General features: G+C 59.6%; 16 protein-coding genes and 1 tRNA gene. 13 read left to right on the top strand and 4 right to left on the bottom strand.

Annotation, left to right across the window (positions count from 1 at the left end):
* Positions 1–74 precede the first annotated feature (74 nt).
* Complete coding sequence (locus ACOSYY_RS08665) at positions 75–281, bottom strand: helix-turn-helix transcriptional regulator (RefSeq protein ID WP_421661867.1); 207 nt, start codon at positions 279–281, stop codon at positions 75–77.
* A 201-nt stretch (positions 282–482) separates the two neighbouring features.
* On the opposite strand from ACOSYY_RS08665, the gene ACOSYY_RS08660 reads away from it, so the two are divergent.
* The 13 genes from ACOSYY_RS08660 (at position 483) to ACOSYY_RS08600 (ending at position 11,011) form a co-directional block, all read left to right on the top strand.
* Complete coding sequence (locus tag ACOSYY_RS08660) at positions 483–1,133, top strand: hypothetical protein (RefSeq protein WP_421661866.1); 651 nt, start codon at positions 483–485, stop codon at positions 1,131–1,133.
* The gene (locus ACOSYY_RS08655) at positions 1,133–2,431 is read left to right on the top strand and encodes a tyrosine-type recombinase/integrase (protein WP_421661865.1); all 1,299 of its coding nucleotides are present in this window, start codon (positions 1,133–1,135) and stop codon (positions 2,429–2,431) included. Before ACOSYY_RS08660 ends, ACOSYY_RS08655 begins: the two co-directional genes overlap by 1 nt.
* A gap of 82 nt (positions 2,432–2,513) precedes the next feature.
* Positions 2,514–3,656 carry a tyrosine-type recombinase/integrase gene (locus ACOSYY_RS08650; protein WP_421661864.1) on the top strand — a complete coding sequence of 381 codons (1,143 nt, stop codon included), beginning with the start codon at positions 2,514–2,516 and terminating at the stop codon, positions 3,654–3,656.
* Positions 3,637–4,278 (top strand): hypothetical protein, encoded by a 642-nt coding sequence (locus tag ACOSYY_RS08645; RefSeq protein ID WP_421661863.1) that lies wholly within the window; start codon positions 3,637–3,639, stop codon positions 4,276–4,278. Before ACOSYY_RS08650 ends, ACOSYY_RS08645 begins: the two co-directional genes overlap by 20 nt.
* A 114-nt stretch (positions 4,279–4,392) precedes the next feature.
* Positions 4,393–4,608: a helix-turn-helix transcriptional regulator gene (locus ACOSYY_RS08640; RefSeq protein ID WP_421661862.1), complete on the top strand. Its 216-nt coding sequence runs from the start codon at positions 4,393–4,395 to the stop codon at positions 4,606–4,608.
* A 6-nt stretch (positions 4,609–4,614) separates the two neighbouring features.
* Entirely contained in the window at positions 4,615–5,094 is a 480-nt protein-coding gene (locus ACOSYY_RS08635) for a hypothetical protein (protein WP_421661861.1), read from the top strand.
* A gap of 123 nt (positions 5,095–5,217) precedes the next feature.
* Complete coding sequence (locus ACOSYY_RS08630) at positions 5,218–5,766, top strand: hypothetical protein (protein ID WP_421661860.1); 549 nt, start codon at positions 5,218–5,220, stop codon at positions 5,764–5,766.
* Entirely contained in the window at positions 5,744–6,868 is a 1,125-nt protein-coding gene (locus ACOSYY_RS08625) for a phage major capsid protein (protein ID WP_421661859.1), read from the top strand. Before ACOSYY_RS08630 ends, ACOSYY_RS08625 begins: the two co-directional genes overlap by 23 nt.
* A 1-nt stretch (position 6,869) precedes the next feature.
* Positions 6,870–7,088 carry a hypothetical protein gene (locus tag ACOSYY_RS08620; RefSeq protein WP_421661858.1) on the top strand — a complete coding sequence of 73 codons (219 nt, stop codon included), beginning with the start codon at positions 6,870–6,872 and terminating at the stop codon, positions 7,086–7,088.
* 211 nt (positions 7,089–7,299) lie between these two features.
* The gene (locus tag ACOSYY_RS08615) at positions 7,300–7,554 is read left to right on the top strand and encodes a hypothetical protein (RefSeq protein ID WP_421661857.1); all 255 of its coding nucleotides are present in this window, start codon (positions 7,300–7,302) and stop codon (positions 7,552–7,554) included.
* Between the two features lie 74 nt (positions 7,555–7,628).
* The gene (locus ACOSYY_RS08610) at positions 7,629–9,896 is read left to right on the top strand and encodes a coiled-coil domain-containing protein (protein ID WP_421661856.1); all 2,268 of its coding nucleotides are present in this window, start codon (positions 7,629–7,631) and stop codon (positions 9,894–9,896) included.
* Positions 9,893–10,462 (top strand): glycine-rich domain-containing protein, encoded by a 570-nt coding sequence (locus ACOSYY_RS08605; RefSeq protein ID WP_421661855.1) that lies wholly within the window; start codon positions 9,893–9,895, stop codon positions 10,460–10,462. Before ACOSYY_RS08610 ends, ACOSYY_RS08605 begins: the two co-directional genes overlap by 4 nt.
* A 9-nt stretch (positions 10,463–10,471) precedes the next feature.
* A complete protein-coding gene (locus tag ACOSYY_RS08600; RefSeq protein ID WP_421661854.1) occupies positions 10,472–11,011 on the top strand; it encodes a hypothetical protein in 540 nt (179 codons plus the stop codon).
* A 182-nt stretch (positions 11,012–11,193) separates the two neighbouring features.
* Here the strand turns inward: ACOSYY_RS08600 and ACOSYY_RS08595 are convergent, their stop codons facing one another.
* From ACOSYY_RS08595 to ACOSYY_RS08585, 3 genes are all read right to left on the bottom strand, one after another.
* Entirely contained in the window at positions 11,194–11,394 is a 201-nt protein-coding gene (locus ACOSYY_RS08595) for an SH2 domain-containing protein (RefSeq protein WP_421661853.1), read from the bottom strand.
* Between the two features lie 13 nt (positions 11,395–11,407).
* Positions 11,408–11,734 carry a hypothetical protein gene (locus ACOSYY_RS08590; protein ID WP_421661852.1) on the bottom strand — a complete coding sequence of 109 codons (327 nt, stop codon included), beginning with the start codon at positions 11,732–11,734 and terminating at the stop codon, positions 11,408–11,410.
* Positions 11,735–11,829: 95 nt separating this feature from the next.
* Positions 11,830–11,905, bottom strand: a tRNA-Arg gene (locus tag ACOSYY_RS08585).
* Positions 11,906–11,948 lie beyond the last annotated feature (43 nt).

The raw sequence follows: 11,948 nt of genomic DNA, 5'->3' as shown, positions 1-11,948 counted from the left end.
GTCTGTTTCTTCCTGCTTCTTCATGTCGTCCATTGCGTGGTCCCTCCGTGAGTACGTTCTGGGATTTCTTCCCGCTAGGTGGTCGCACTTGGTGGGAGGGCTGGTCGAAAGCCGACGGAGAGGATGCGTTCGAGTTCTTCGATCGGAATCCGCACCGCCCGCAGGCCCGGCTTCACATAGGCGATCTGGCGCAGCAGAATGCGTTTGCGAATCGTACTTTCCTTGAGCCCGAGCCGATCGGCCACTTCACGCACAGTTAACAGCTTCGCACTAGGTCGCATGGGAACACCTCCTGGTGGTGAATGAGATTGACAGCATCATGCCTGTTGAAATAGAGACATGACATATGAGATACCAATTACCATGACCGTGAGGCACGTCCCAAGAGTTTTCCGTCCAGAAAGTCGTTCCTGTGTGAGAAATTCTTCACGCGCTATGGGGTGGGTTTCCCTCCATTGCGTTCGGCATGACGGAGATCTGATGTGATGACGACGAAGCGGCACGATACAAAAGACGAATTTCACCAGGAGATGAGAAAAGGGTGGGAGCGCGTGACCACAGTTCCCGACGGGGCAATAGGCTGGTTGGTCAAATTCATCCAACTAGACCTTGAAGCCCTGACACCAAGCGAATGGATGGTCAATGCCTATGAGGTCGCGAGTTTCGCCGAAGCAGCCGGTCCGGAGAAACATTCACTGCCCGTCGCTTCTGCCAGTGGATGGAGCGTCCAGGCACTCCCCGAGGAAAGACTTGAATACACGCTCCCCAGCCGTAAAGAGGCGATCCAGCTCCAACGGACCATTCGAGCCCACTTGGAGCACCTGTGGCAGCACGGGCTTGCACCCGTGAAGTTTTCTGATCTCACCTTAATAGTCACCGCTCCCGGCGCTCTTGATGACCGATCCGGCAGCCTATTGGTTTCGACCAAGCCAAAAGCCAAAGAGTTTGAATACCGGGTTGCCGTCCTGCTGGCGCACAACGCAGGGCGCGTTCGAGCCTGTGAGGAGTGCCAGCGGATCTTTGTCGCCGCCCGGCGTGATCAACTCTTTTGTGATCCACGTTGTCAGATGCGGGTGGCCTCACGAAAGTGGAGAAAAGCCAACAAGAAGAAGCTGAACAAGGAGTACCGATAATGGCACGCAAGGATGGGAAGGACCGTGGGATCTTCGAGCGCAAGGACCGTCCCGGCTGGTGGGTCCAAGTGTTCGTCAATGGGCGAGCGCGAACGTACCGTTGTGATACGAAGACACAGGCAAAGACGCTGTACGGGAGGCTCAAAGCTGAGATTCGGGAGAAGAAGTTTTTTCCCGAACAGTTCGCTCCCTCAAAGGACATCACCCTTCGGGCCTGGATTCGTCGGTACCTCGATGGCTGTTCGAACAGGGGAGTGGGCAACGAGGAGCGATATGGGAGGCGCTGGTCACTCCTGCTGGGCGGCAAACTGCTCCGAGAAATCACCACGGAAGAGCTGCGCCGTCTTCAAACCACCATGCGAGCCCGCCGGCTCAAGGTTGAGGCACTGAAACGTCAGGGCAAGAAACCAAAGGGCAGAGGATGGAGCGATGCCACGATCAACCGCCATTTTTCCTTTCTCCGCCATGTCCTGATGCTGGCGGTCAAAGAAGGCTGGATCAGTCGGAATCCCGTCAGCGGCGTGAAGTTCTTCCCCGAAGTGTATCGAACCCGCTTCTTGACCGATGAGGAATTAAAGCGTCTACGGAATGTGACATCTCCTGATGACTGGAAGCTCATCGCCTTCGCGATCGAAACGGGGCTCCGACAGGGTGAGCAGTTCCCACTTCGATGGGATCAGGTCGATCTTGAAAACGGGGTCCTCACGATCCCTATGCCTAAAGGTGGTAAGACCCGCCATGTGCCACTAAGCGAAGGAGCCAAGCAGCTCCTCCGGTCTTTGGACAGTTTCATGAGCTCCGCGTATGTGTTTCCGGGCATCAGGGGGACCGATCATCCACTGGATGCCCGCGCCTTCGAGCGTCGATCGTATGAGCCTGCCTTGCGAAAAGCGGGCATTCAAGGTGTCTGTTGGCACACGCTGCGTCATACAGCGGCAAGCCGGCGAGTCATGGCCGGTGTGGACCTGGTGACCGTGAAAGAGATCATGGGACACCGGGACATCGAGACGACGCTCCGGTATGCCCACCTCGCGCCTGATCACCTCAAGGACGGCGTGAATCGAGGCAGTTTGTTCGGGAGTGAGGCTAAAACCGACTCTGGAACCTTAACCAAAACCACAACCAAGGAAGAGGTGCCAGACGCGGAGAAGGTGCAACCTACTGATATTGTGGTGCGCCCGACAGGACTTGAACCTGTAACCCCCAGATCCGTAGTCTGTGCACCTACGTTCTACACAACCCTCTCTGTTTCGCTGCGACTTGACAGTACGCTAGCTTTCGTGCACTGTCAAGTCTGATGCTCTACCATATCTTCCTCTACATTTTTCTACATTCTTTCTACATTTTTTCTACACAGGCTATCTTGCATACGAGGTCGTCATGCCTGGGCTGACAAAGAAGAAGATCGACGCGGCACGGCATCCGGATACCGGACAGAGGTTTTTGCGCGACGCCGCATTGCGCGGCTTCGCAGTGCGGCTCACACCTGGATCCAAGACGTTCATTCTGGAGAAAGAGATTCACGGGCGCGTTCGTCGACTGAAATTGGGGCGCTATGGCGAATTGACCGTTGACCAGGCTCGGGATCTCGCGACAATCAAGCTCGGGGAGATTGCAGCCGGGAAAGACCCTGCCGAAGAACGCCGCCGGCGGCGGCAGTCGATCACGTTTCATGAGCTCGAGCAGCTCTACCTCGAGCGGCACGCCGTGCATAAGAAATCAAAGAAGAACGATGTCGGTATGTTCAATAAGTGGCTAGCGGATTGGCGCCCCCGGCGGTTGAGCACGATCACGCGGGCGGACATCACTGCTCGGCATGCGGATATGGGGGCGGGTGGCCACACCACACACGCGAACCGTATGGTCGCCCTAGTCCGCACCCTGTTCAATTTGGCGTTTGATTGGGGCGTGCATCCCGGTCCGAATCCGGCCAGTCGGATCAAATTCTTTAAAGAGGTGAAACGCGATCGGTTTGTTCGCCCAGATGAGCTCCCACGTCTCTGGAAGGCGCTCCAGAATGAAGTGAATCCGTATGTCCGCGGCGCGTTCTTTGTCGGCCTGCTGACTGGCGCGCGTCGATCGGAAGTGCTCTCGATGCAATGGGCCGATCTGGATCTTGACCAAGCTTTGTGGCGGATCCCAGACACGAAAGCCGGCCGGCCGCACACCTTGCCGCTACCACGGCCGGTCGTCGATGAGCTCCTGAAGATTCCCAGGCTGGAAGGGAATCCCTACGTCTTCTGCGGACGATGGGGGAAGAAGAATCTCAACAATGTGTCAAAGCCCTGGCGACGGATTAGAAAAGAGGCTGGAATCCATGATGTCCGGCTCCACGATCTCCGCCGCACGCTAGGTAGCTGGATGGTCGCCGCTGGCGCGTCGCTGCCATTGATTGGGAAGACGTTAAACCACTCTCAGCCGGCGACGACCGCAATCTATGCCCGGCTCGAGCTCGATCCAGTGCGTGAGGCATTAGAGAAAAATGCAAAGAGGATGTTGACCTATGCCAAAAAGAAGAGCTGACACCAATTTTCGCTCTATCGCTGAGCGGGTGTCTCGTTTCGATGATGTGGCCGCCGATCCTATCCCGCATACACCGCTCGTTCTTCGGGCCACGGTAAAGGCCCTGTTGGACCGGATCGCGACAAGTACAGATAAAAAAACCGCGCTGTGGTGCCGGATGATAGTTCAGAGCCTTGCGGCACGCGAGCGCGGCACCGATGGGCTAAGCGTGGTATTTCGTCGGTATCCGGAGCATGTTTGCAATGACGAGTTTCGTGAGCTGAGCAGGGGAAAGCCTCATGCACCCGGCCACATTCCCAACGTCGTTCGTCTGCAACACGACGACCTGAAGACCTTCTTTGAGCGGATCTTTTATTTGCCGATCAGTGGATTATCGAAGAGCCTTTCAGTCGTGGAACGGGTTGAGTTTCACAAGAAGCAGATCTTCGAAGATCTGCAATTCTGGAAGTGTTTCTGCCGCTATCCTGATTCCTTCGCGGATCTTCACATAGATAAGACAATGCGAGAGCCGGAAATCAGATTGAAGATCCTGGCAGCGCTTCATAGGGTCGAAGTCCAAACGATAGAATCTCTCCTCAAACCCGCACGCCCGAACACTCCTCCTCCGACGTACCTTCGGTAATCAGCCCATACGTACAAGAAACGCCTGTTTTTTGTACGTGTCTTTCTTTTGCCATCCCCTATGATCCGGCACGCTACAGCTATGTCCACTCTTTCAATCGGACTAGGAGGATGTATGGGAGCGGATGAGCAGCTTATTGATCAGCGGGCGATGTCTCGAATGTTGGGCATTACAACAAAGACAGCGGAGACCTGGCGCGTGCGTGGCAGTGGCCCCCGCTTCATCAAGGTTGGATCGCTGGTTCGGTACCGGAAGGCTGATATTCAAGCCTGGCTCATAAGCCGGACCGCCAGCTCCACAAGTGAGTCCTTGCCGAAAGATGTTGCATAGGAGGCCATGGTGGCAATTCGCCTGCAGCCTGTTCCGACGGGCAATCGGCGCCCCGGCAATGCGCCTGACGCCTCAGATCTCGAAGTGACTTGCGAGGTCGACGTTCCGCACACTGTCGATCCCGGCGAATACGAAGTGAATTTCGTTCGAGCCGAGCAGAAGAAAAACTTTTGGGGGCGCGGCAGAATATTTTTGCACTTCCGCATCATTCAGCCAGGTCCGGCGCTGAATGTCGTCCTCTTCATGTCCGCAACGCTCCCCACAAGCGGCCGTTTCACGTTGAGCAGCAAGTTTTTGCAGCAATGGTGTTTGGCTGCTGGCCGCCGGCCGGCTCGGCATGATCGTCTCAGCACAAAGGTTTTTCGAGACAAGGTATTCCTGGCGGCTGTTCGGACTGTGACGACTGGGGCCAATGGCGAAGCGCGATCATCGGAGCTCCAATACTCCGTCATCGACCGTCTCCTCGAGGTGCGAGCTGGATTATGACCGACAAGAAAGAAATCCCCCCGGTCCCCCCAAGAAAGAAAGCATTACCAATACCAGTAGCGGTAGTAGTTACCCATACCCGTACCAGTACCAGTAGGACTACCACCCAGTCATGGGGCAATCGTGGCGCTGGAAGCGGTGTTTTGCGCTTCCTTTGGCAAAACTTTGGGCGGGGTCGGACCCGTCCGAACCCCTGCAGGAAGGGCTGCGGGGCGACAAACGCTGGTCAGGGACACACCCTCCCGGCAGGTCTTTACGGGCCTGCCGGGGACCAGTCATCTGGCAGACCTGCGATTTGATCGCTTTAGGACCGAGGAGGCGGAGATGGGCACACTTGTTCGATCTTCGAAGCGGGGACCTGATCTGGAGGCGATCGCCCGGAAAGTGCTGGCCGGGCTCGCCCGTGGGCGGCAGGTCGCCCGTGAGCGGCAGCGGGCGACGGCGGCGGTGCATCGTCAACAGGTTTTCGACCTGGCACAGGCCGCCATGGCTGCCGGACGGCCGTCTCGCGGCTTGGCCGGGAGCATTTCGCGGAAGCTAGGCTTGTCAGAACGGCACTGCAAAAGAATTATCGACGGCCTCTTTGGCATGTCCGATTCGATGTGCGAGCATGGCGACGTCCTTTCGAGAAAACCCGGAGGTTCTGAATATGGAAAACGAAGCACTGGATGACGATTTTAAAGCCATGCTCGACGAGCTGACTTCATACCATGCCCAGCGGTTTCGCGAGGCTCAGGCCCGGCGTCGCCGAAAATCCATCGCAGCGAACATGGACGGCCGATGGGATTTCTATCGCGTCCTCACGGCGCTCCACGCCGATGACTTGCCGCGCCAAGCTCGCTATGAATTCGAAATCAGTCAGCGGATTGCTGATCAGGTTGGCCGCGCCCCGCAGCCCGGCTGCATCTTCGTCCCGATCTCGGGACGCCGCGACTTGACGACGAGCGGCGATGCCGGGTTTCTTGTCGGGTCCGATGTCGGGCCCGGAAATCTGTTCGTCCATTATCTCGATCAATTTTTCCACTTCGAGCGGCTTGGCATCCAGAGGCTGACTCTCCAGCGCCCGGCGACCATCCCGGGCGTGGCGGGCAATGTCACGACCACCTGGCTCAGTTCCGAGGGGTCCAGCCTGAGCGAAACTGACTTCACCTTCGCGACAAGCGCCACAACCCCCAAAACCGTCGGGGCCTATATCGAACTCTCAGGCCAATTCTTGAAGCAGGGCGGCCCGTTCGCGCAAAATTTCGTGATGGCGGCCCTGGCTCGAGCAGTGGCCGCTGAGCTGTCCAGGAAAATTCTTGTGGGCTCCGGCGCTGCTGGCCAGATTCAAGGTGTGTTTGGCTACAGCGGTATCAATACCGTCGCGGCCGGCTCAGCGAATTACTCAAAAGTCCTCGACATGCTGGAGGCCGTAGAGGCTGACTCCGCGCTGCTGAACCCAGCTTCGGCGGGATTTGTGATGCCGGCGGCCGTCGCCAAACTGCTCAGGTCTCGTGAACGAGCCACGGGATCCGGGACCATCATGCTGGGCACTGAGGTTTCAGGTTATCCCGGGATCGTCACGGAGGGGAGCAGCCCCAATACCCTGACCTTCGGCGATTGGTCGCAGCTCGTCCTGCTCGAATACGGAATTCTGGAGATCGGACGCGATCCATACGGGGTGCCCGGCGCGAACCTATTCCAAAGTGGACGAGTCGGCATCCGCGCATTCTGGACCGTCGACAGCGTGCTGCTCAACCCGAGCTCATTCGTGACGTCGGGTGGGTTGAATTGAGATGGGTTTCGTTAATCGAAAAGATTACCCCGCGATGCCATTGCCGGTGAATGATCCCCGGTTACTTCGGCTCGTGAAGATTCGCGCGATCGAGGGCTTTGCGATCGCGCACGGTCAGACGGCGGCCCCGGGTGACGTGGTGTCGATTGCGTTCTACGTGGCGCGCGATCTCTGTCACGTAGGCCGGGCCGCGTGGGTGACTGAGGATGCGACCTCATGATGCGATGCCGAGAGAGTCCCTCCATCTCGGCCGCGCCCAAGGCGGAGGCGGGCGTCCTGGTTGTCTCGCCTCCGCTGCCGGCGGGCCTCGCGTCAGCGTCTCGGGTCCTTCCTGGCCTGCCTTCACTGCGGGTACGCGCAGCCGCAGTTCTGAGCTAGTGATAGAGGTGGAATCGAGGTTGTCATACGGTCTGTGAGCGACGGCATCACGCATGACTTTGTTCAGAACCTACTCGAAAATGCAGATCGCGAAAATTTTTGCGGTGAATCGATCGACGGTGTACGGATGGGAAATTCGAGGCTGCCCAATCCACCAAGCCAGCCGGCCGGGTCGCCCGGCGAAGATGAATTTCGACGAAGTGCTCAAGTGGTATCTGACTCAGGAAGAAATTAAGGGTGTTTCCGAGGAAGGGTTGGAGCTCCTCGAGCAGACGATCGTCGGGAGGAAGCGTGAGTATTACGGCTGAACGTCGGGCCGGCGAGCTGCTGCGGGAGCTGCCGAAACGTAATCAGTGCAGACGTCTGCGCAAGAGGTCTAGCTATGGCTGACATCGGCTCGCTTGTGGTTCGGATCGGGGCGGACGCGAGCGCCCTGCACAAGGAATTCGACAAGCTGGGGAATTCGGCGAAGGACTTCGGGGCCTCCCTGGCCTCCATCGGGCGGAAGTTCGGCCCCGCGCTGGGCACGGCGGTGACAACCGCGATTGCGTTGAAAGACGCGCTCACGGTGACGGCGGAGGCGGCGCGCTATGCCGAGGAGCTTGATCTGATCAGCCAAAAGACCGGGATTGCCGTCGAGGAGTTGCAGGGCATGACCGTCGTGCTGGCCCAGACCGGCCTGGGCCTCGACGCGCTTGTGGTCGCGAACAAGAAGCTATCGCAGACCATGATCGAGGCGCAGAACCCGCACAGTCAGGCGGCCGGCATGATGCAGGAGCTCGGCTTGACCGCGAGCACCACGAGCGGCATGCTCGAGCAGATCGCGGATCTCTTTGCGCGCATGCCGGATGGGGCCGGCAAGGCGGCGCTGGCCGTCGAATTACTCGGCAAGTCCGGCCAGGATCTGATTCCCATTCTGAACAAGGGCGCCGCCGGCCTCCGCGAAAGCCGGGACCGGGCGATCGAGCTGGGCACCGTGCTCTCCGGGCCGGCGCTGCAATCGTTGAATCAGGCGGACACGGCCTTCGATGATCTTTCCGTGGCCACCAAGGCCGCCGGGCACCAGCTGGGCGCGGTCCTGGCGCCGGCGGTCACGCTGGCCGTCAATGCCATGTCGACGGGGCTGGGCATCACGGCGAATTTCTTCGGCACGATCGCCGGCGGGGCGCAGGCCGTCGAAAATATCATTCCGCTCATGAAGGCGATGGAAAAGCTCGGCCTGAGCATGGAGGGTTTCAAGCCGGCCGAGCTGCAGAAGGCGCTCGATGAGCAGAAGAAGTTCGGCGATGAAGCGAAGCGGCAGCATGAGGAACTGGTGGCCGCCCGGATCAAGGCCGACGAGCGGGCCACAGCAGCCTCGGAACAAGCCTTCCTGGCCGATGTCGCCCGATCGGTGAAGCTCAATATGGCCTTCTGGCGCATGATCGAGGAGCAGGAGCGCGTGCGGCTGTTGAATCTGGACCTCCGGAAGCCCCCTGACAGCGGCCCGTTCGTGCAAGCGATCAAGGAGCGGGAAGCGGCGATCGAGAATCTCATCCGCCTCATGCCCGAACTTGATCGCAACGAGGCCGAGCAGACCTATCTGCATAATCTGGAAAAGGGCACCGCGGCGGTCCGGGAGAATGTCGCCGCGTATCAGCATCGCTTCGATGCGTTGGAAAATTCCCTGCTGGTGCAGGATGCGGTCGCCCGGCAGCAGGAGACGCTCTACCGCAGCGAATCGCTCTTCATTGGTGCGGCCGATGCCGCGCGCCGGGTGGCGTTCGAACAGCAGGCGCGACGGATGGCACTGGAAACCGCGCAGCTCGAGGAGGCCTATGCGACCCGCACGATCACGGCGGAGCAGTACTATGCCCGGCAGCAGGCCATGGAGCTGGACGCCGAGGCGGAGCGCATGCGGATCATTCAGCGGTTCCCGACGTTCTGGGAACAGCAGCTGAATGCGGTGGCGCAGAGCAATGCCTTCTCGGTTGGCGCGATCGTCAATACCTGGACGAGCGGCATTGCGCAGGTGATTTTGAAGGGCGGGAGCCTCCGGCAGGCCTGGGAAGCCACGCAGCAGGCGCTCTTGCAGGGAGCCTTAAACACGACGGTGCAATGGGTCGCGCAGGTGGCCCTCTCGAATGCGGCCGTGGTCGCGAGCAATGCGGCGGCGGCGGGCGCGGTCTCGACGATCTGGGCGTCGGCGGCCGCCTTCATGACCGGGGCCTTTGCCGTCGTGGCGGCCGGATTCACGGCGCTGGGGGCGACCTTGATCAGCGTGGTGACGGCCGTCGGGACCTGGGTGATGGGCGTGCTGACGGCGATCGGCACCGCCCTCGGGTTCACCGGCTTCGGGGCGCCGTTGGCCGGGGCGATTCTCGCCGGCGTGGTTGCCATTGGCATTGCGATCGCCGCGTCGAAAGCGATCAAGTTCGCCCAGGGCGGCGTCGTGACCGGGCCGACGAATGCCATGATCGGCGAAGGCCATTCACCGGAGGCCGTGATTCCGCTGAATCAGCGCGGCGCAGACTTTCTGCGGCGGGCCTTCGGCGGGGGCGTCGGCGAAACGGTCGTGAATACGAAACTCTATGTGGACGGCCGGCAGATCGCAATGGCGACGACCCGGCACGTGCCGCGCGCCATGCGCATGATGGGAGCGCCAGCATGAACGGAGCACGGATGCGAGCCGGTGAATCGATTATCGAGGCAGGCCGCGCCACGGTGATTCTGCCCGCGGCAAATTTCTTGAATCTGGACACGATCACGACGCTGGGGGCCTCGACCTATACCATCCCCGGCAGCGGCCAGGTCGAGCTGGAGATCACGGTCTTTGGGGCAGGGGGCGGCGGATCCTGCAGTATCGTAGGCTCAGGCATTACCCCTTGGATTGCTGGCCCTCCTGGCGGCAACGGCGGGAAGGCAACTACCTTTATTGCGCTCCCAGCGGGCTCCGTACTGTCCCTCTTTGTCGGCACCGGTGGATCTGGCGGGGTCTTCCTTGGTCCTAATTATTTCGGGGCATCCGGCATGAAAAGCGAAGTCGAGCATAGTGGCATAATCATTGCCCAAGCGAACGGTGGGGGTGGTGGAACCAATAACGCTGGCGCACCGGGCTACGGTTTAGGCGACCATATTTTTAGGGGCGACGGAGCTGTGGGAGGAGCTGGCGGCCCCGCGACTGGCGGGACCGATGGATCAGCGGGCCAGCACGGCTGGATTGAAATTCGGTACTGAGGAGCGACGATGCCAAAGATAACAACACTGTTCACCTTCCTCCTCGAAGATGGATCATTGCTTTCGACCGGCAACCGGATTGCCGTGGCTGGCACAGATCTCACGTACTTTCTGGCCTACCCCGTGATCCTCTGGTCACATACCGGCCCGGAGAAGCCCATTGGGCGCGGTGTCCGACTCTGGCGTGACGAGGGGCGTCTTTTTCTGACCCTTGAACTGGCTCCCGCCGCTTTGAATCCAGCGGCGGCCTGTGTGGAGCATCTGTTACGATCCGGTCAGGTGTCCGGATGCTCTGGGCAATTCGCCGCCCGGCGCGCGATCGCGAACGGCCACGGTGGCGTTGATGTGCAGACGTCTCAACTTCTTGAGGTCTCCTTATGTGCGGAGCCCTTTCACACGATTCCCGGCGGGCAATTGCTCAACCCGGCGATTGACCCGACATTCCCCGCGCCGCCGAAGAAGTATGCGGCGCTCGCCATGCGGCACCAGGTGTATGATGCCGAAGGGCTTGCGCAGTGGGTGGGTGCGCAACCATGTCAACTGGGATGACCTGTCCCAAGTGTTGCGGTTATCTCGCGAACGACGTCGCCGTGATGGCTTTCCGGCAAGTCCGCATGCTCCGCTGTCTGAATTGCGGCTACATGGAATTGCTTGAAGATCTCGACCGGGACGAGTCCTGCTGTCGACATGATCGTCGGGAGTAAGCGGCTTGAGTCCTCGCCCCGCAAATCCTAGACCGCCTTGAGAGGTCGCCAAATTCTGGGGCCGCACCTGCTCATGGTTGTCCGGACGACGAATGCCCCCGGAAAATTGGGGAGGAGCTCGCGCAGTCGTTGCTCGGCCTCTTCGCGCGTTGCAAAAGACCACCCCAAAGGTTCGAAGCCCTCTTCATCTTCCCGACAGACCTCGTAGAACGTCTGATGGTCGGTCATGACGGCCCTCCTTTCACACTAGTCTGAGCGCTGGCCTTTTGCCCCCGATTCCCAGCTCCTGCTCAATCTTCCCCGTCCGCTGCTCGATATTGGTCGATCTCGGATCTTTGAGATTCCACCCCGGTGCATGAACCCAGGCTGCCCCATATCCAGGCGCGTTTGGCGTTCCCCAAGGCTCATGGCCGAGATAGATGGCGATCAGCCCCCGTAGCGCGTGCGATCGGCTGACGCGACCGAAGGCATGCTGCTGACGCCAGGCTTCGAACAGCTGCAGCTCGCTCTCAGATAATAAGGCGATCAATCGCTTCTTTCTGGATGTCCGCTTATTCGATCGGTTCATAGGTCCCTCCGTGGTGGCAGAGCCAGCGCATATTTTCTACACTGGCTCTACATTTTTGAGGGTGTGCTGGTGGGTGTGCTGCAACCTATTGATTTTGGTGCGCCCGACAGGACTTGAACCTGTAACCCCCAGATCCGTAGTCTGGTGCTCTATCCATTGAGCTACGGGCGCGCGGGGCAGAGTGCTTCGCCGGAACCCAGGCGCCAGCCCTGAA

It is taken from the genome of Nitrospira sp. BLG_2 (assembly GCF_049222245.1).
Note: the sequence above shows the minus strand (reverse complement) of the source record. Positions and strands in the feature narration are given on the sequence as shown.